The organism is Butyrivibrio sp. AE2015 (assembly GCF_000420825.1).
Lineage (GTDB): Bacteria > Bacillota > Clostridia > Lachnospirales > Lachnospiraceae > Butyrivibrio.
Genome location: NZ_ATVR01000011.1, coordinates 1 through 20,207 on the forward strand (window position 1 = coordinate 1; position 20,207 = coordinate 20,207).

Sequence of the window (20,207 nt, forward strand, 5' to 3'; positions counted from 1 at the left end):
ATAGTTTTTATAGAAGACAAATGGGCATATACAGCATTTATCTGTCCACAGCCACCATTTTGACGGGTGGCTCGAGTCTTGAAATCGGCCTATATGCCCATTTTAACTTCGTGAGGGGTGGCTGCCTCGTAAAAAGTTGCTATATGCCCAAAATAGTAAAAATCAGAGGTGGCTGGAAGCTTTCCAAAGCGCTATATGCCCAAAAGATCAATTTCAGCGGGGGAGATTGTAGTACAATTCTGATGCGGAAGCGAGAATAGTTGCTTATGGAAGATTTAAATTTGGTAATTGTGATATTAACAATATGGGATTAGTTGAGCTGTAGGATAAGACTGAAAAAACTGTAATATTTATCCCATTCTATCCAAGCCGATTTTCAGAGTTGTGGGATAAAACCCGAAAAACAGTTTAATCATTATCACGATAAAAAATATGACCTAAATAAAAGAAAAATACAGAATAGGTCATGAATTTTGTAGTAGTTTAGCAATATCACGCCAAAAAACATGACCTAGACAGGTGAAAAAAGCTATTTAGGTCATGAATTCTGTAATAACAAGGCATATCATGACAAAAAGCATGACCTAGGCAAGTGAAAAAAATAGGTCATGTTTTTTGTAATAGCACGTTATCCGTGCAGGTTATAATAAATAAAATGTCACAGTAAAATGAAAATATAGCCCTACACATTATTGAAAGTAGCCACTCCTACTGTTCTCGGAGTCAGAGCCTGAGGCCCTTGTACCCAGCCACACCGAAGGTGCTTGCCATTGATGGGTTCTGAGGAAAACGCTACAATGCTAATTCCGACGGTGAGAGAAAATCTACTGTTCCCATCATCCTCACCGTCGGCTCGCAGACCAAGGCGTTTTCCTCAGGCTCAGTCAATGGTGGCGGACGCTGCCAATTACTTACGCATATACAAAGATAAAATATTGGGATGGATGCTAATTACATCCATCCCAATACTCTTGCAGCGATTTCCTTTGTGACCTTCATCATGAAAACTGATTTCAACTGTTACATCAGGTCTCTCTGAAAGTGCCTCAATGACCATCTTATGGACATGTGAACCGCCATTCGCATTTATATTTGATGTATTTTCTTTCATCGCCGGATAATTCCACGCAATCTCCACCGAAAGCAATTACTGTCTTTCACGGATAGTATTCTTCCACGATAGCCATTTTTTCCTCGTAAGTAATAGTTTCTCCGCGTGTTTTCAATTAAAAAACTCTCATTTCTCCCACAAAAAAGATTTTGTCCCCGCTCTTTCTGCCTGCATATTTAGATATACTGATGGCTCATTCTTCCCCGGTTCTTCTATCCCCACGTAGATCTTTGTTCCGTCTTCTTTTAACAGATCACTTGAAATCCTTATTGTGCTCTGCATTTCCTGGTCCTGGCAGAGTTTTTTCAGATCAATTGAAATCAGGCATTTGTCTAACAACTTGCCGTATTGATCTTCAACATATATGTATGGTAAAAGATCAAAATACACCGGCGCAACGCCATCATTTGTCATTGTTATTCCAATTTCTGTAATATTATTAACTGTATTTTTCATGCTAAGCGAGCTGACCCTGTACCTATAACCAACAGTCCTTAAGACATCACAGATAGCCTCCGAAATACCTTCATCCCCTCGTGGGCATTCTGGAACCATTGGCCCGATAAATGTCATATGAGAATCTTCAAGTAAAGACAAGGTTTTATCAAGATTATTTCCAAGCATGGTACTCATAGGTATTGAACTTGTAAACTCTCCGCCCACAGGTGCAATATTCCATACTTCAGGAGCACACCTAAGACCGTTTTCTTCTTTGGTCGCACTATAAGCACCGCCGTTTTCTATCCAGTCAAGCCACTCCAAAGTATCCTCTTCTGCTCCTGTCATATCATTGAAAACTCCAAAGTCTTCAGGCATCTCTGCAAAAGGCCTTCTCATCAAAAGACGCGCATAAGGAAAAGCATTTACATAGTGCTGTACGTAAATGCTTCTTATCTCTGTCAGAGGCATTTTAGGAATTCCTGCGGGATAATATGTGTGCCATTCTCCCCAGTGACCAAGGCTTCCAAGCTCAACATAAGCAAGGAACCCATCTTCTGAAAAATGCCTTCCGATCTCATTTATAACTTTTTCATGTTCGCTGATAAATACCTGATTATTGTAATCCGGGCAATATCCGCATCCATACTCTATTGTATAAAACTCACCATCTTTTGTTTTTTCATAGAGCCAGTCCGGAATATCCATATGTTCTTCACTCTTTGGATAATCGCAAACAAATCTAAGGACAAGATGCTTGCCCTCTTTTCTCCATTCATCCAGATGATTGTCAGCTTCTATGTTATCCCAGGCATAAACGCCTTCTTCAGGTTCAAGCTCTCTCCATTTAAGATTCATATAAACAAGAGTACTTGTCTGACATAGATCCACGCTGTCACAATCAGGCGCAAATCCCATATATGGATTGGGATAAATGCCATCATCTGCCTTATAGTAAAATACTTTTTCTTTTCTGAAATTAAAGAACATATAGAATGCTCCGACCAAAGCCGCTGCAAGAAGAGTAAATATAAACAGCAGCATCAGCTTATTTTTACGCATTGTACTCCCCATTATACTGAATGAGTGTTACATCTTTTACCTTATCAATGTTTCTTATCTTCTCTTCGAAGAAGAAGTCATCGCCTTTAACATTAACTTCTACGGCAAGCTCTGTAACATCACCGCGCATAGTCTTGGACTTAACAAAGTATTTCTTTTTACCAAATGCTCTTAAGATCTCATCTCCGGCCTCTGTTCCCTCATAATGGATAACAGCGATATAAATCTTGCCATTTGATGATCTTGAATAGAAAATAGCAATCATGATTATCATGATAACTGCTGCCACAAGTGTAAGTGCATACATTCCGGCGCCTGCAGTAATACCGGTTGTTATAGACCAGAACAGGTACAAAAGATCAAGGGGATCCTTGACTGCAGTTCTGAATCTGACAATAGAAAGGGCACCTACCATACCAAGGGAAATAACAACGTTGGTACTGATTGCCAGAGTAACCATGCATGTAAGAACACACATACCAATAAGTGTTACTGCAAAGCTTTTTGAAAAAATGACACCTGCATAGAATCTTCTGTATACAAGGTAGATCAAAATTCCTAACAAAAGTGCAATTAAAAGTGCAATTGCAATGCTTCCAACATCATAAGTTGAATATGCATCAGAATTTAAAATTGATTTTTTGATCATATCTTTAACGCTCATATAATATTCCTCTCATCTACAAAACTATCGCTACCATAAAGGTATGCGGTCTTATCACAGCACAAAACAAATTTGGATGCAGCCGTAAATTCGCTTGACGCTGGCGGGCACAGATCCCTTACAAGCTGCGGTAAAAACTCTGTGTATTTCACTTCCATAATAAGTTTATCTGACGGAAGTGCATTAAGAGTCGGAAGGGTAGGATCAAATATATCGTAGCTTCCGATTGCTGCCCTGACCTTTTTATCAAAGGTTATCCTGACAGTCCCTCCATCATGAATATATGGAGCCCTGTCATAATCCACAATAACCCTTGGCCTTAGAACATTGCTCACACATTCAACATAGAACTCTTTTAAAAGGTTATTGTCCTTTTGCAAAAGAAATCCGTAATCTCCTTCAATTATCCTGTATACCTCATCTTTTGTGAGGCTTGCTGCTTCTTTATAAATATATTTATCGTTTTTGATTTTTCTTTCAAGCTTAATACCTTTATCAGAAAAATTATAAATCCTGATCCTGTATTTTTTTCTGAAGAATACGCCCATGTCTTTTTCTTCGTAAGCACTGTTAAAAAAGTCATCAAAATACAGGCTCCTTATAAGATATTCTCCGTTTATTGCATTAGGATCCAGCTTAAAGTAGGGCGCAAGCCTTGGTTTTAAGGCTTCAAACTCCCCATAGCTGATAAGATATTTCCACTCATGTCTAAAGGTTTTATCCATATATACACCGCTTTACTAATTATAATGGTTACTCAACGACCGTATACCTGTCTATTGTACCATCTTCATTTATATAAAAACATAGTACTCCAAATGTTTTTCCAACTTCGGCTTCTTCGTAGTAATCAAAACACTCCTGAGAATTGCCTTTTTCATCATAGGCCCTGACAGAAAGGAAGTATTCACCAGGCTCCGGAACATCGCAGCTAATCTTTGTCCATACACCCTCATAAGTAGCAACTACGTCTGTACCATCATTGTTTCTGGATAAAACTGCCTTGTAAGTAATTTCATCCTGCTGAAAATCATAGGCAGTATCCCAGTTCATAAGAAGCTTTCCATCCTCGATAACCGGTTCTCCGACATAGAAAGGTAATGGTTTTTCCAAAGATGCAAGATAGTGCTCATAGTTTTCCTCAATCTGATTCGGCAGTTCCAGTGCTACCTCATCATACTGCTTGGGAGTCAGCTGTTCATAAGTGATATCAGGAGCGTTCCATAAATACTGTTCTACGACTGCCCTGTAATCTGTTATCATCTCGCTGATCCTGTTTGGAGTAATAACATTTTCTTTTAGATCAAGGATTGCTCTATCGAGCTCTTCTCTAAAGCTATCAGATTTTAAGCACCTGTTAAACAGTACATTACCCCAGTAGTTACTTACACCTTTTTCCCAGCTTCCATAATCTGTTCTTGTAAGGATTTCATTTTCTTTGATCCTGAATGCACCATCTAAATCCCAGCTAATAAAATACCACACATTTTCATTCTTAGGGCTATAAAGATAACAGTTTCTGCTCTGTGTATCAACATTTCCGGTCAAAATATTAAACGCAAGCCAATATGCAAGATTCTCTCTGTCAAAGTGCTTATCCAGCACTTCATCTATGGAAATTGAATAATCATTAAGATCATCAAGCATATCAATGAGCTTTGTATGGTCACTATCCCCCTTTATCTCGAGGTACTGTTCGAATTTACTTACATCATATCCAGGATCTGTCTCGAGTTTTATAGCATCCTCATATCTGAAAAATTCAAAAAAGTTCACCTTATAGAGCTGACCATATCTGTCAAGTCCATGGGCCCTAAGAGCTGTCTTGTTGAGCTGTTCAACCTGCGTATACAAGCCATAATCTTCAAATCCGTCATCACTTCCATCTGTGAGGTCATTGACATAAAGATGAACAAATTGAGTTCTCAGGCTCATTAGCTGTTCCACATTTTTCAAAATATCAAATCCCAGTTTATTCCTAAATCTAAGTCCGTCAGTCTGGTGCTTGTTTAAGTCTATAGTAGTCTGTCCATTCCAATTTCCCTGATTCTCTTTGAGCTTGATCTTATAGTTCTTTTGAACATTCTTACTGGAACTCTGACCTCTTATCTGAACAGTCGCATTGGGAGCTGTCCTGCCAAATCCAAGATTTCCCGCCGGAATTCCCTCTTCTGTTCCAACCTGCAAAAGAGCTTCCACCTTATACCTTGGAATACCCAGTTCATCGTAATAATAGGCAGAATGTGAGTTGACCTCTTCCCAGGTATGGTTCGTTCCTTCAATCTCATTGCCCTGTCTGACAGTCAGATACATAGTAACTACATCCATTCCATCATCCTCATACAGAGCATCAACATCCCGAATGTGACTGACACCACTTTCATCCGTACTGATATTCTTATTATCTATCACCTGCAAAAAAGTCTCTGTTTCTGCCTGTGACTGATTGTCCGTATTAAAATAGTAGTTATATATATTGCTTCCGGCAATAGCTGCCGCTACCACAATAAATCCAAATACTATTCCTATACTTTTTCTCTTTTTCTTTTTCATAAAAGTGCCTTTCTTATGCAGCTTTTTGATTCCTGCTTATAAACGCATAGAGTTTACTTCCGAAGCCATAATGCCTTTCAGCCACAATAGGCTGTGAACTCAGGATATGATATGGAAGCTTTTTGGTATAACTGATAAGTTTAAAAAGTGCAAAAACGAAATAGATTATGCAGCTTAGGGCAAATCCAAATCCATAATATTTGGATTCAAGAAGCAGTGATAATGCACTGAGAACAGTAGATGAAACTCCAAAAAGAATCGCTGAATTTCTCGCGTCCTCATAATCCGTAAAATACATAAGGATAAGCATGAGAACATTACCTACTGCGTAAGCTCCATAGCCAACGCTCAGCACCCTAAAGTACCCTTCCATCAGAGAATCAAATCCAAGGGGGAGTCTTTCCAAAAACACAAGTCCCACGGAAAGAATAAGTGCTGTGGCATAAAACTGCCTTCTGGCTGTGTAAACAAGCTCGTGTTCCAAAACAGTTATCATTTCATTTTCAGCCTGTTCTATTTCAACAATCGATCCTGTTCCATTAAAAAGATCGTAATATCTCCTGTACTTTGGATAAAAATTAACTTCAACCGATGCCACAAAATTAATTGTGGTAATAAGAATCGTGATAAAGGCAAAAAGTGCAGCCACATCATGCTGAGGCGCTCCATAATAAAGGCCTTTTATCTGTATTCCCACATCACTCATCCAGGCTATGACAAGATGAGAAAATAGCCCTAAGTTTGTAAAAAAGCCAACAAGCATAAGGTCTTTGTACTCGTCAAACCAAGGAAGAAAAGCGAAATGATTTTCCATGGAATTTGGAAAGTATCCATACAAAAGGATCATGTCATATACGATCATAACGCCATATCCGACGCTTACGCTGAGCATCAGGATATGTAGGGATACTCCTAAAAAAGCACAGCCAAACATCGCAGTAAGAACAGAAAAAATAATGGCATAAACGTAGGACATAAGAATACCTTTATAATCCTTGACTGCAGTCAGATAGTTCATCTGTGTCCAGGCCACTATAAGCTCCATAAATAAGACAAAATTGAGAATGCACAGCATAAGGTCAATTCCTGCATTTAACAAAAATATAATCCATAAAATGCCGCCAAAAGGCATCTCAAATCCAAGTATTCCCTCCATTGAAGGTATTACATCCTTTTCTTTTTCCTCATACAAAAGATCTGCAACATACCTGGTCATTACCATAGAAAAGATGCTGCTGATTGCCATAGATGCCAAAAGACAATATGTTATCATGCATACCAGAAGGTCCTGTTCAGGCTTTTGCAGCCCTGCTGCCCTTCCAATATAGTTGATGCTAAGAAGGAAAAGAACCCCCAGCAGCATTGGACCTGCTGTGACCATCCCCGTATAGCCGTAGGCTTTCAGCATCGACAGGACACCTGTGGCTCTAAAGAGCTTTTTTAACTCAAATCCTATACCTGCCATTTATAAATTAACTCCATATTCGATCATATTGTACAATTTATTGTACCTGGACATCATCTGCGGATGTTGAAAATACTTTTCAACTCTCCTCTTTCCGTTTTGTCCCATCTCAATTCGCTTATTTCTGTCGCTGCACATTCTGTCCATAGCCTTTGCAAGCCCCTCTCTGTGCATAGGCGGTGCAATGAAGCCCGCAGTTCCGAAAAAGTCTCCGCTTGCCCCTTCTATAAGTTCACGACAGCATCCAACATCTGTTGTAACAACAGGCCTTCCTGCAGCAAAGGATTCAAGAACCGAAAGAGGCTGTCCTTCCGAAATACTAGTAAGCACAGTAAAATCCAGCTTCTCCATGTATTTCACCACATCAACCTGTCCAACAAATTTGATATTTTTTAGTTCAAGGCTCTCCACCAGCTGATAGCATTCCTCTGCATATTCCTCATCATCAACTCCACCAAGAATATGAAGACGGACATTATCTCTCATTCCCGAAAGTTCATGGAAAGCGTATATTAAAGTCTTTACATCTTTTATCTGAGCAATTCTGATAACTGCCCCGATATCCACAAAGCCATCATCTTCCTTGTAAGGGATGTTGCAAAATCTCTCGTATCTTATTCCATTTGGAATAACCCTGCATTTCTCCGGATCAGCCCCAAGCTCAACCTGTATCTTATTGGCATTTTCAAACAGGCAGGTGACATATGTAGCTCTTTTATATACTGCATCAGACAGCATGTAAAAGAACTTGATCCATTGCTTTTTAAAAGCAGGTATTACCCATTGGGCTCTTATTATCTCTTCTTCTCTTTCTCTTGAATAGATTCCATGCTCAGAAAGAATTATGGGCCTTCCTGTTTTATAATTGGCAAGTGAAGCCAACAGTCCACCATATCCCGTACATATTGTGTGGTATATGTCTGCTTCCGGGACCTTACTTCCAAGAAGATAAAGTACAGGAAGAAGCATGGATCTGATCGTGTGGAAAGTCTCCGCAAAAGCCACATATGGATATTTTTCTTTGCAGAGCCTTGTCAATATTTCAAGAAATTCCTCACTCATAAGAAAACTTGCAGGATTATAATGTCTATCCTGATACATGTTATAAAGCAGATTCCAGTCAGGGCTTTCGCAATCTATAAGTTTTTCTACGGCTTCTTTTTCCTCATTTGATAGTTTGAATCTGTCCTTTTTACCCGCTCTTACCTTTAAAGCGTCGTCCAAAAAGATCTCGTGAACCTCCTTAACATTTGGCGGAAGCTCATATTTGTATCTGCCTCTATCCCTGGCATGAGCACCAATCACCCATAAAATAAAAGTATGCTCAGGAAGCGCCTGGATATAACCGTGCATCCAGGACGCAACGCCACCATATGTATAGGGATAACTTCCCTCCAAAATAAGGCATATTTTCATAGTCTATTTCCTTGTTACAGTTACAGTTTCCTGCTTTGCATCAAGAAGATACAAAGTGCCATTTAGTTTCTTTAAAGATCCGCCTTCTGCGCTTACTAGTTCCCCTTCTGAAACTCTAATAAGGTAAAAAGCATCATCTATAAGTCCTTCTGTCTTAATCGTAAGATTTTTGTCATCAAGCTCCGTATCCGGGATTACATTGACATAGCGCTGGACAGCGCCTGCCATCCCAGAGCCCGTCAGGTGTCTTATATCAGGAGCTGATTCATCTATCCAGGTCATATAATCATCAAGATTCTGACTAAGCTGTTTCCACCCGATGGCAGCTCCTCTGTCTTCATCAAGAAGATCATCAGGGTGCATAAAGTGGGACGTAACAAAATGAAAATTGAGTTCCGAAAATGCCGCCAGCTTCATGTAGTCATCGATAATACAGCTAGAGACTATTCTTGGAGTCTCTACAATTCCATCCTCCGAGACTTCATATTCCTGAGAGTATGCATCAGGTCCCTCAAAATAAATACTTGCTATAGTCTTGATATTTGGAAACTCATCACTGATAAGTTGTCTTCCCTCAAGAGATAAAACATCAGAAGGTGGAACGTATACACTCAGTTCAGATCCCGGAAAAATGCCGGTAGAGAACTTTGTGAGTTCATCAAGAGAGTTGTACATGGCATCATAGCTCTCCCACACCTTATATCCGATGTCATCTTCATATACATAGTCAGGTCCGCACAAAGGCTGATGATTATAGCCATGATATCCTACTTCACCGCCCTTGTTCAAAAGCATGTTTCCGTAGTAATAATAATCTGCAGTGCTCTTATTGGTAGGAAGTTCTTCGCCGGTATCATCTTCATAAGTCTCAATGATCAGTCCTGTATATGGAATATTGTGTTTATCTCCAAGTGCAAGGACTTTGGGCCACCACACAGCTGAATAAAACTGAGCAATTCCCATCCCATAGTCTCTTCTGATATACTCGCCATCACCTGAAGGAGTTGGTGACGGGAAATCATCCAGATAAAATGTAGAAGCATTTATAACAGGGTAGACAAAGACATCCTCCAAAAGAGTATAAGCACTTGAATATATGCCTCTGTATGCCTTTGAAACATAGCTGAAGTTACATACAACAAATTTCCCATCTCCATATTTATAGCTCCATATAAGTGGCTTACCATCTGAGGTATGGGCATAAACTTTGGCCGATAACTCAAGCTGAACAACAAGCGCAGACTCATAGGCATCGTCTACATAGTACGTTTTATCTGCTCCAATCATATAGTCTTTTTCTGAGACAAAATCGGAAACTGTCGAAAAATTGTTGCCCATTTCTACTATTCCAAGCTTAGGACTTATGATATCGAAGTTCTCTGACCTCAAAGGCGTTATTCCAAAAAGAAGTCTCCCACCATCTTTTACCCAGTCGGTCAAGATAAAAATATCTTCCTGCATGACAGAATAGTCACTAATAGCTGCAACAACCGTTTCATATTCTCTACCACCACTAAAAAACATGCCTTCACTCATCTTGGTGTCAGCAAGATCAAGTGTATCGTAGCTCACTCTCATATCCTTAAGGATCTGCTCATACTGAGGATAGATAAGGTTACTTGTGGCATCGTTTGTGTTTATCATCAAAAGACATTTCTTTTCTCCTGAAGTTTCCTTCATATGCACAACATTATCGCTTGGCAAAAGAGTCACTTTTTCAGCATTTCCCTTGTAAAGGATTCCGATCCTCTCAACAAGGAGAAGCAAGAATATGGCAAAAAAACCGATGGCCACATTTATCAAAACATAAAAATGTCTTTTCTTCATGCTCCCATCTCCTCTTTTTCCCACAGTTTCACTATTTCTCTTATCTCTCTTGAATAGTAATTGCCGCTCTGTGCTGTATTTTTTATCATCTCTTTTAACTTGGTACTGGCACCTGTCTCATAATAGTATCTAAACCTTAAAAGCCAGTTTCTCTCATCCAAAGGCCAACTCTGCTCCATCGTAGAAAGAGCTACGTCAGCCCTGATATATAACTTTGAATCTAAAAGACTCTTAGCAAGTTTTTCATAGTCATCAATATTGGGACTTAGGGTAAGCTTGGTAATAAGAAGCTGATGGTAGGTATTTCTCTGGATCTCAAGGAGCTGTCCCTGAACCATACCGCTTGATATATATTGGGCAAGAAAAGATATATATTCATCAAGAAGTCCCTCTCGCCCCGGATTATTGGCATACTCACTGCTATATTCCTGAAGCTTTAATTCATATTCTTTTGAAAGCTCCACCATGGCTGTTGTAGCGTAATGGACTACTTCAACATCATCATTCATCCTGGCCTGATTGATAACGGGAATATATTTTTTTACATCAGTCATAAGAACGTCCATCATGACTGATCGTCTCACAGTTGGATCATTCATAATAAGAGCATCTTCAAGGGGTACAATGTCATCAGATTCTGCTTCCTGCCTTGGTAAAAGAGACTGATCTATAAGATTGCTTCTCATGAGCTCAAGGTCGCCATTTTTATTTCCATCCCTGCCAAGCTTTATCATAATGGTTATGATCACAGCACAAAGAGCACCCCAAAAAGGAATGCATATTACCATGACCATCATGAGACTATCAATTTTTAATACGCCAAGCTTCATAAGTACGAATACAGCAAGGCATAGCACAAAATGTATGAGCAGAAAAATGAATACTATCATCCTACACTCTCCACTACATCACACTTAAGCCCCATATTCTGGAACCTCTTTAATACAATAGTTTCACTGCTGTCATCCACCTGCGATGCCAAAAGATATATATTGTTATCACTGCCAAGTCCCACAATATCGTTGTTACGTATCTTAGTCTGAAGCATTTCATCAATTTCCGTAAGAGTCCTGTTCTCTCTCATGATCCTAAAGAGTCTAAAATCTGTAAGCTTATTATCAGCCATTTCTTTCTGTATATTAAACTGCTGTACAAAATACTCATACTGAGTGATCTGAGTTCCCTCAACATATGTTTTATCAGCAACAGCTTTCTGATACTCCCATGCCTTGATAATAAAGTTCTCCATAAGTCCGCTTAAAATCCTGATAAGGTTTGTATAATACGTGCTGATCTGAATATACTCAACATGGTAGATCATTATCAAAACACTTAATGCACCTTCAGATTTTATTCCGGCAACGTAAGTTGGAAATCCTTCTCTAACATCTCTGTTAAACCAGATCTCCCCCTTGGAAACCTCATCTATAACCGTTCTGTAATCATCAAGATTTATGGATTTTTTCAGATTGGAACTGATCTGCTCTGACGCAACGCTAAGTCTTGCAAATCTTGCACCTTTGTCATTGATCGTGTATATTGCTATGGACCTGTTATCAAGAACATCTTCCATAACAGGAATTGACTCAGCAAAAATCTCTTCTGGTACAGTGGTACTGAGTTTCTGGACTACATCGAAAATTCTGCCAAATCCATCCCTGCTTCCTATAAGATCCTGCTTATACTGGTTCTTATATTCCATGGCTTCTTCATAAAGCCTGTTAACAAAGCCTTTTTCTTCTTTTAACAGCTTATTCTCATCAGATATAAAAGCGAGGTCCTCATCTTTTCTCTGTTTGATATATCCGCAGACCGCTGCCGTGACTAAAAGGAGAATAAATGGTATCCAGTTGCTTGGATCATAGAAAAGCAAAATGCCATTAGTTCCCTGCCTGTAATATGCAAGTACCAAAGACACGATCTCCAATATAGCAGTAATTCCTCCAATACGAGTACCATAGACCAGGGACATAAGCACAACAAATAAGAGTCTTACATCAATCATTCTAAACTGCACACTGCCGCCGGAATAATAATTGTAAACCTCAACAAGAAAAGCACCCAGGATCAGTTCAAGGAACATCATTATCTTTCCGTTTATCCTTAGTTTTTCTCTAAGAATTTCGGCAATCTTCCTTTTAACATGGTACAATTCACGATACTGTTTTACATACTCATCAATTTCAGAAACAGCATCTTTTTGAGCAAACCATCCATAAAAATGCCTTGCAACATCCTGTCCATATTCAAGTCTGCCTCTAATCGATGACCCTGAAAAAACCACATCTGCATTCTTGTATATCTTTTTAATTGATGAAAATGCCTCTTCATAGGTAGTGTTTGCACCGCTTCGAAGATAAATAGTTTCATAGATACCATTGTCACTTTCATCTTCTCCCCACACATCGAAGAGTCTGCTCAAAAAATCCGAGAGGTCTTCGATTGACAGAAAATCTGCTATTTCATCACCTCTTGCTTTGATCTCAACTTTTTCCCCTTTTTCAAGAGCATCAAAAATACGGCACCAAAAATCATCTTTATAGTGCCCACTTATCAAATGAGGAGAGTATATTATTTTTACTGAAATCTGGTATTGCTCAGCGTAATATCTGCAGATAGATTCCACAGAACTGTATATTAGAGAGTCACTATTTTCTACATCAAGAAGTGCCTCATCAGATGTCACATAAACAAATTGCTTTACTTTTGTCTTTCTGCAAAGTGAAAGGACATTACGAAGCTGCTCAATCTCACCCACCTCATAGCTGTCCTTATTTATAAAATGCGACACAAATACAACTCGCTCGAAGCCATAAGTAAAAAATAAAGTTTTAAAGTCATCACCCATGATAGACTTTTTAAACCACCTGATATTACCTTCTTTCTGGCTTTCAAGCTTAGGTCCGCATAGTATTATATTGTCTGTCCCAAATGCAGTTTCGAGGGATTCCTTCGAAAAATAACCATTACTACCTACTACAAGGGTATCCATTACGGTTTATTCTCCCTAAATACTTTTCTTCCCCACTTACATTCGCCTTAGCTTTCCTTAGTTATCTCCTCCACCCTGTCAGCATACTTAATTCTGTATATCCTGCTAAGAGATTCTGTAATCCTTTCCTCAGATATTTCCCCATTATTGACAGCTTCTAAAAGTCCATTGTAAGCTGTCTCAAAATCTTCAGGAAGGTAGATCATATCTGCTCCGGCCTTTATTGCCATGACCGCAGCCTGATCTGAAGTGTAATACTCTGTGATGGCCCCATCATCCAGAGCACCTGTTATTACTATGCCATCAAACCCAAGAACTCCCCTGAGTTCATCTTCTATGATCACTGATGAAAGTGAAGCCGGAGTGTTATCTCCAACCACATTTGGGAATGATGAGTTTGAGATCATGATCGCTGTAACATTTCCATCGTCTATAACATTTTTAAACAATGAATATTCACCGGTTGCAAGCATTTCAGTGGAATCATCGATCTGCTCCATCTTAGAAGAAGTATCTCCCTGTTTAGGGAAAGAATATGCACAAGACCATATTCCCTCACTTCTAAGCGCCTGTGACAATGATGCTGTCAAAGCCTTGACAGTTTCAGCATCCGTGCCAAATACTCCACTTTCTGTAATATCCATATTCGGTGAAAGGTCAAAATTAAAACCATATTTATACATAGAAGCTGCAACTATTGCCCCATTTTCTGAAGCAGCCTCTGCATCTGTATAATCCACTATTTCATCAATACCGATTGATGAGCTGATAGCTCCCTTTCCCCACTCGCTTACCATAGTGAAGAGTGGATACTTACTCATGGAAGTTGTGGTCGAAAGCATCTCAGTTATCTGATCCTCTGACTTGATGTTTTTGGCGGAGTAAACTATTCCGCCTACAGCATATTGGGAAAGAGCATCCTGTGTTCCGCTTCCTGCCTTGACTGCAGTAGCAACACCTGTAAGCTGTTCAGGTGTAACTATAAAAAGACCTGCAACCTTATCCTCAATAGGCATTGTATCTATTACATCTGATACAACCTCATCCATTATGTCCTCTTCAGACATTTCCTCGGGTTCACTAACCGCTTCCGGAGTTTCTATAACTATTTCCTGACTGCTCTCCAAAGATGCAGCTTCATCTCCAGCCTCTTCCGAAGAAGCAGCAGTTTTTCCTCCGCCAAGTAAGCTCTTTATGAAAACAACTCCAAAAACTATAGCTAAAACAATCAGAATGACTACAACTGCCAGTGATATATATGCAATGAGCTGGCTCCTTTTTCTTTTGTTCCTGCGAGCCATTCGCTTCTCATCAAAATCCTGTTCTTCCAATCTACTCATAAAATCCCCATTAAATGCAAAACTTTTTCTATTCCTTATTTTATCATAATTTGTGCACCCAATGAAGAACCAATCCGTACACTTTCCACACTATTCACAAAAAATTCAGATAAATAAAAATCAAGGGCAGAAGCTTCATCGTATTACCTGCTTCTGCCCTTATACCGAGTACTCATCATCTAAATTAAAATTTTCTGCGTCCAATGGACTTTTCCTCCGATTCTCAGCTCATCGTTCCATTTACATTTGCATTCATATGCTGTGGTTGCAAGATTTAAATATGCCCTAACCACTTCTCATGTACTTGAATTGCTGTAATTCTGATACTTCTTTGAACTTCGAACTTAAAACTTTTTTATAAAACTAAACTTAGTATGCTGGTGGACCGTACCATCCTTTCTCTGAATATTTTAATTAACTATCCCTTTGGACCGTACCTCCCTTTCTTTCTCCAATTTACGATCTCACTATATATTGATTGGAGAAGTATTTTTGTAACTCTTACTTGATGGTTTTATTATATTTATATCCATCCAATTTGTCAACACATTTTATTAATTTCTTTTATTTATTTTGACATCTTGCATGTTATTGTTGAATATTCTGCATATTATTCTAATTGTATATTCATTATACACAATTCTGCATATTACTTCACCTTACAAAAAGATGCCTATATATTGTGTTATTCCATAGTGATCAATTCTCATACACTTTCATATCAAAGCACCCAAACATCTGTATTATTCTCTGAATTTTATGATTATTGGATCATTTTTTCTTCTAAAATTTTGAACATAAAGTCTCTGTACATAATCAGATAAAATAATTATGATAATAAAAGGGTTTCTTTATATAGCCCAATAATACACGAAGGAAGATGTGACATGTACCACTGCATTGTGAACCCATCAGCACGCTCAGGAAAAGGAAAGGATATCTGGAAAAAGTTAGAACTTAAGTTCCACGAAAAAGGAATTGATTACACAGCTTATATGACTAAAGGTCCCGGAGACGGAACAGTCCTGGCCCAAAGCATAACATCTTCAAACACTGATACAAAAATAGTTGTCCTTGGCGGAGACGGTACTCTTAACGAAGTAATGAATGGTATCACCGACTTTGACAAAACTATAGTCGGCTATATTCCAATTGGTTCATCCAATGATTTTGCAAGAGATCTCTCCTATCCCCAGAATATAGATACTCTTTTGGATGCCATTCTTGAAGGAAAAGTTCTGCGAAAGCTTGATCTTGGAAAGCTGACTTATAATTCTATGACAGCTCCAATGTCCAGGCTGCATGAAAAAGAAATCTCAAAAACAAGAATATTTGACGTAAGTTCCGGAATCGGATTTGATGCTGCGGTCTGCGAAGAAGCACTTGCATCAGGTACAAAGAACTTTCTAAACAAAATAGGACTCGGGAAGCTCACCTATGGTCTTATAGCTATCAGGCAGCTTCTAAAGGCCGATAAAATTCCTTGTGACATCGAGCTTGATAGCGGTGAAGTCATTCATTTAAAACGTTTTATATTCATTGCGGCCATGATTCATCACTACGAAGGCGGTGGTTTTAATTTCGCTCCAAAGGCAGACTTAACCGACGGCAAGTTCGATCTGGTTTATGCAGGCGACATGCCACCACTACGAATGATGTTTGCACTTCCTTTCTCATTCTTTGGCAACTACTATTGGATAAAGGGAATCGGACATCATACAGTTAAAAAAGTCACCATCAAACCTCTGCTCCCCATGTGGGTCCACACCGATGGCGAAGTCTCAGTAAAATCCGACAACATTACGCTTGAATGCTTACAGGAAAAACTTCAGCTTATGTGCTAAAAAAGCTTTGGACTGTTAATACAGCCCAAAGCTTTTTATATTTATCAGTCAAGCGGATACTTGTCTGTAAGGCTCTTGATGATGGCCCTTGCTTCATCATTCTTTTCGCCCTTGTTCTTAATAACAATTGATATAGCTTCTGCTATCTGATCCATATCTGCTTTGTTCATTCCTCTTGTTGTAACAGCAGCTGTTCCAAGACGGATTCCACTTGTTACAAATGGTGACTGCTGCTCATTAGGAATAGTATTTTTATTAGCTGTGATATGTGCATCATCAAGCCAAGCCTCAACTTCTTTTCCTGTAAGACCAAAGTTTGTCAGGTCAACAAGCATAAGATGATTGTCTGTTCCGCCTGAAACAATCTTGATTCCTCTCTGCATAAGTCCATCGCAAAGAGCTTTACAGTTTTCTACTACATCTGTTGCATATTTCTTAAATTCAGGAGAAAGAGCTTCTTTAAAACATACTGCCTTAGCTGCAATAACATGCTCAAGCGGGCCACCCTGAATTCCAGGGAATACCGCCTTGTTGATCTTAAACTTATCCTGAGCTGACTGATTCCAAAGAATGAGTCCGCCTCTTGGTCCGCGAAGTGTCTTATGAGTTGTTGTAGTTACAACATCTGCATATGGGAATGGGCTTGGATGAACGCCTGCAGCAACAAGTCCTGCTATATGCGCCATATCCACCATAAGTATTGCTCCACATGCATCTGCAGCTTCTCTGAACTTCTTAAAGTCAATTGTTCTGCAGTATGCTGATGCACCGGCAATGATAAGTTTAGGTTTATGCTCTACAGCAAGTTTGTACATTTGGTCGTAGTCAAGGAAGCCGTTTTCATCAACACCATAAGGAACTACGTTAAAATATGTTCCTGAAATATTAGCCGGGCTACCATGTGTAAGATGTCCGCCCTGATTAAGGTTCATACCCATAATGGTATCTCCGGGCTGAAGCAAAGCAAACTGAACAGCGAGGTTTGCCTGTGCGCCTGAATGAGGCTGAACATTTGCATAGTCACAGCCAAAAAGCTCTTTTGCTCTCTCGATTGCAAGCTTTTCAACTTCATCGACTACAAAACATCCACCATAGTATCTTTTTCCAGGAAGACCCTCTGCATATTTGTTAGTTAACGGACTCCCCATAGCTGCCATAACAGCTTTACTTGTCCAGTTTTCTGACGCAATAAGTTCAATGTGATCATTCTGTCTTGCAACCTCTTTTTCGATGAGAGATGCAATCTCGGGGTCCACTTTCCTGACTTCTTCCAGTGAATACATTTTTCGCTCCTCCTAAACATTTTTACAATTTAATGTGTTAAAGTTACACACATGGCATATCGTAACATATAACCCCTAAAAAATCTAGGTGTTTTTCTAAACAAAAAACTCCCAATATGCTATTTTTAACTGCATACAGAGAGTTTTTAATCTTAAATACAATATCAAATTTTACAGAACACAGGAATTGATTCAAGTGGCGCCTTTGCTGTTATTGTCTGTCCGCCCTCATAAATTTTTTCATCGCGGATATCCTTCCACTTTCCCTTCGGAAGGTATACCTTTCTCTCAAAGCAGTTAAGGTCAGTGACAGGAGCAACAAGATATGAATGGCCAAACATGTACTCATCAAAAGTTTCCCAGCACTTTTCATCTTCAGGGAACTCATAGAAAAGAGTTCTCAAAAGAGGAGAACCATTTTGGCTGCTTTCCTCAAACAAGCTCTTGATATACGGCTTTAGCTCCAAACGAAGCTGCAGCTGCTTTTTCAGAATCTCGTAGACTTCTTCTCCATAGCTCCAAAGCTCGTTAGGCTGTCCTGTGTGAAGGTAGCCGCCTCCAAAATCCCTGTTATCAAGAGGTGCAATATCATAAGGGCCTCTATCACCATGCATCCTAAGTACAGGAGAAAATACCGCAAATTCAAACCATCTGACAAGAAGCTGCTTAAAGTCAGGATCATTTACATCGTCAGTCATAAAGCCGCCAACATCAGTAGTCCACCATGAAATGCCACAAAGTCCCATATTAAGTCCCGCTGCGATCTGGTCCTTTAGGGACTCAAAGGTACTTGGAACATCCCCTGACCACACAACGTTTCCATATTTCTGACTTCCTGCCCAGGCAGATCTTAAAAGATTGACCACAGGTTTATCAGTCTCTTTTTTCATATTCTCGTAAAAGAGCCTGCTATAATACTGTGGATAGATATTACTGACTTCAAGTCCCGGTCCAAGATAGTATCTAAGCGCATCAAAATCATACTTAACAAGATCCGGCTCTGAATTATCAAGCCAGAACATATCTATTCCAAGGTCATAATAATTCTTTTTGCAGACATTCCACACATACTCTCTTGTCTCCGGATTGGTCGCATCAAGAATAGTGCAGTCGCCCTGATAGTCATAATTCTGCAAGCCGCCGCGTTCATTTTTTACCAAAAGGCCTTTCTCAAGCATATCATAGAAATGTTCGCTTCTCTTATCAACACTGGGCCATACGGAAACAACCACTTTTATTCCCATGCTGTGAAGTTCATCTACCATAGCTTTTGGATCAGGCCAGTAGGTCTCATCAAATTTCCAGTCCCCCTGCACCGTCCAGTGAAAGAAATCGATAACAATGCAGTCGATAGGTATTCCCTCGTCCTTGCACTTATGCGCAACTTCAAGTACTTCCTTTTGGGTGCGGTAACGAAGCTTGCACTGCCAAAGCCCCATCAGATCCTCCGGCATTTGTGGAGTTCTTCCGGTTACAGCAGTATAGTTTTCCAAAAGACCTTTAGGAGTATCAGACACAGTGATCCAATAGTCCATCTCCTTTGTGGCCTCTGCCACCCATTCAGTATAATTCATGCCAAATGTTGTTCTTCCAACAGCAGGATTATTCCACAAAAATCCATATCCCAGACTTGATACCTCAAATGGAACCGACACCTGAGAATTGCGCTGTTCAAGATCCAGAATACAGCCTTTTAAATTGCTATATGGATGCTGGTACTGACCCATACCAAAGATTTTTTCCCCGTCATTACTCTCAAACTTAACAGTTATCCTGTAATCGCCGCCTACATGTGGCTTGTAATCACGGTTGATGTATTTCAGACATCTCGACTCCTTAGACTCTGTGCCGCCATAGCATCTAAAGTACTCCCTAAGGATCATGGAGTCGTCCTTGTAAAAAGAAATGACTCCTGCGAAATTGACAGTTGCCTTAATGCGACCGTTAATAATAGTTGCAAAAGGTCCATCTTCCCTTTGAGAAACAATAACTTCAGGCCTGGCACTTTTCTTTTCAAGAGCCCAGTTATTCCCCGTAAAATCCGGATACATAGTACTTCTGACCCTGAACGAATCTTCGCCCCATCCTTCGATCCTAAGGGTCTCACCCTGTCTTTTTGCTACTAATGCCCCATTTTCATCAGTAAAAACCATTGCTGCCTCCCCTAACACATATATATAGTTTTAAAAAAGACCTCAATTACCAATACTTT

14 protein-coding genes are annotated in these 20,207 nt (G+C 39.5%); 1 reads left to right on the top strand and 13 read right to left on the bottom strand.

What is annotated here, in order from left to right:
• Positions 1-907: 907 nt before the first annotated feature.
• From G585_RS0107300 to G585_RS17525, 11 genes are all read right to left on the bottom strand, one after another.
• A complete protein-coding gene (locus G585_RS0107300; RefSeq protein WP_022774030.1) occupies positions 908-1,111 on the bottom strand; it encodes a hypothetical protein in 204 nt (67 codons plus the stop codon).
• 126 nt (positions 1,112-1,237) lie between these two features.
• Complete coding sequence (locus tag G585_RS17520; RefSeq protein ID WP_051142970.1) at positions 1,238-2,611, bottom strand: DUF4832 domain-containing protein; 1,374 nt, start codon at positions 2,609-2,611, stop codon at positions 1,238-1,240.
• Positions 2,604-3,275, bottom strand: a complete 672-nt coding sequence (locus G585_RS0107310) for a DUF4956 domain-containing protein (RefSeq protein ID WP_022774032.1) — start codon at positions 3,273-3,275, stop codon at positions 2,604-2,606. Before G585_RS0107310 ends, G585_RS17520 begins: the two co-directional genes overlap by 8 nt.
• Positions 3,272-4,000: a polyphosphate polymerase domain-containing protein gene (locus G585_RS0107315; protein WP_022774034.1), complete on the bottom strand. Its 729-nt coding sequence runs from the start codon at positions 3,998-4,000 to the stop codon at positions 3,272-3,274. The genes G585_RS0107310 and G585_RS0107315 overlap by 4 nt, the downstream gene beginning before the upstream one ends.
• Positions 4,001-4,028: 28 nt before the next feature.
• Positions 4,029-5,828, bottom strand: a complete 1,800-nt coding sequence (locus G585_RS0107320; protein ID WP_022774035.1) for a CotH kinase family protein — start codon at positions 5,826-5,828, stop codon at positions 4,029-4,031.
• A 13-nt stretch (positions 5,829-5,841) separates the two neighbouring features.
• A complete protein-coding gene (gene pelG, locus G585_RS0107325; RefSeq protein ID WP_022774037.1) occupies positions 5,842-7,293 on the bottom strand; it encodes an exopolysaccharide Pel transporter PelG in 1,452 nt (483 codons plus the stop codon).
• Positions 7,294-8,709 (bottom strand): GT4 family glycosyltransferase PelF, encoded by a 1,416-nt coding sequence (gene pelF, locus G585_RS0107330; RefSeq protein WP_022774038.1) that lies wholly within the window; start codon positions 8,707-8,709, stop codon positions 7,294-7,296.
• Positions 8,710-8,712: 3 nt separating this feature from the next.
• Positions 8,713-10,536 carry a DUF2194 domain-containing protein gene (locus G585_RS0107335; protein WP_022774039.1) on the bottom strand — a complete coding sequence of 608 codons (1,824 nt, stop codon included), beginning with the start codon at positions 10,534-10,536 and terminating at the stop codon, positions 8,713-8,715.
• On the bottom strand, positions 10,533-11,426 hold the full coding sequence (locus tag G585_RS0107340) for a hypothetical protein (protein WP_022774041.1): 894 nt from the start codon (positions 11,424-11,426) through the stop codon (positions 10,533-10,535). The genes G585_RS0107335 and G585_RS0107340 overlap by 4 nt, the downstream gene beginning before the upstream one ends.
• Positions 11,423-13,528, bottom strand: a complete 2,106-nt coding sequence (locus G585_RS0107345) for an NAD-dependent epimerase/dehydratase family protein (RefSeq protein ID WP_022774042.1) — start codon at positions 13,526-13,528, stop codon at positions 11,423-11,425. The genes G585_RS0107340 and G585_RS0107345 overlap by 4 nt, the downstream gene beginning before the upstream one ends.
• Positions 13,529-13,575: 47 nt before the next feature.
• Positions 13,576-14,868 (bottom strand): glycoside hydrolase family 3 N-terminal domain-containing protein, encoded by a 1,293-nt coding sequence (locus tag G585_RS17525; protein ID WP_022774043.1) that lies wholly within the window; start codon positions 14,866-14,868, stop codon positions 13,576-13,578.
• 887 nt (positions 14,869-15,755) lie between these two features.
• Here G585_RS17525 and G585_RS0107355 point away from each other — a divergent pair.
• The gene (locus tag G585_RS0107355) at positions 15,756-16,712 is read left to right on the top strand and encodes a diacylglycerol/lipid kinase family protein (protein WP_022774045.1); all 957 of its coding nucleotides are present in this window, start codon (positions 15,756-15,758) and stop codon (positions 16,710-16,712) included.
• A 44-nt stretch (positions 16,713-16,756) separates the two neighbouring features.
• Here the strand turns inward: G585_RS0107355 and glyA are convergent, their stop codons facing one another.
• Together glyA and G585_RS0107365 are read right to left on the bottom strand one after the other, a co-directional pair.
• Positions 16,757-17,995: a serine hydroxymethyltransferase gene (gene glyA, locus G585_RS0107360; protein ID WP_022774046.1), complete on the bottom strand. Its 1,239-nt coding sequence runs from the start codon at positions 17,993-17,995 to the stop codon at positions 16,757-16,759.
• A 164-nt stretch (positions 17,996-18,159) separates the two neighbouring features.
• Complete coding sequence (locus G585_RS0107365; protein ID WP_022774047.1) at positions 18,160-20,148, bottom strand: glycoside hydrolase family 31 protein; 1,989 nt, start codon at positions 20,146-20,148, stop codon at positions 18,160-18,162.
• Positions 20,149-20,207 lie beyond the last annotated feature (59 nt).

Coding starts and splice junctions, on each gene's coding strand:
- pelG (WP_022774037.1), bottom strand. CDS start 7,293: ATGGCAGGTATAGGATTTGAGTTAAAAAAGCTCTTTAGAGCCACAGGT.
- G585_RS0107340 (WP_022774041.1), bottom strand. CDS start 11,426: ATGATAGTATTCATTTTTCTGCTCATACATTTTGTGCTATGCCTTGCT.
- G585_RS0107320 (WP_022774035.1), bottom strand. CDS start 5,828: ATGAAAAAGAAAAAGAGAAAAAGTATAGGAATAGTATTTGGATTTATT.
- G585_RS0107310 (WP_022774032.1), bottom strand. CDS start 3,275: ATGAGCGTTAAAGATATGATCAAAAAATCAATTTTAAATTCTGATGCA.
- G585_RS0107335 (WP_022774039.1), bottom strand. CDS start 10,536: ATGAAGAAAAGACATTTTTATGTTTTGATAAATGTGGCCATCGGTTTT.
- G585_RS0107355 (WP_022774045.1), top strand. CDS start 15,756: ATGTACCACTGCATTGTGAACCCATCAGCACGCTCAGGAAAAGGAAAG.
- G585_RS0107365 (WP_022774047.1), bottom strand. CDS start 20,148: ATGGTTTTTACTGATGAAAATGGGGCATTAGTAGCAAAAAGACAGGGT.
- glyA (WP_022774046.1), bottom strand. CDS start 17,995: ATGTATTCACTGGAAGAAGTCAGGAAAGTGGACCCCGAGATTGCATCT.
- pelF (WP_022774038.1), bottom strand. CDS start 8,709: ATGAAAATATGCCTTATTTTGGAGGGAAGTTATCCCTATACATATGGT.
- G585_RS17520 (WP_051142970.1), bottom strand. CDS start 2,611: ATGCGTAAAAATAAGCTGATGCTGCTGTTTATATTTACTCTTCTTGCA.
- G585_RS17525 (WP_022774043.1), bottom strand. CDS start 14,868: ATGAGTAGATTGGAAGAACAGGATTTTGATGAGAAGCGAATGGCTCGC.
- G585_RS0107315 (WP_022774034.1), bottom strand. CDS start 4,000: ATGGATAAAACCTTTAGACATGAGTGGAAATATCTTATCAGCTATGGG.
- G585_RS0107345 (WP_022774042.1), bottom strand. CDS start 13,528: ATGGATACCCTTGTAGTAGGTAGTAATGGTTATTTTTCGAAGGAATCC.
- G585_RS0107300 (WP_022774030.1), bottom strand. CDS start 1,111: ATGAAAGAAAATACATCAAATATAAATGCGAATGGCGGTTCACATGTC.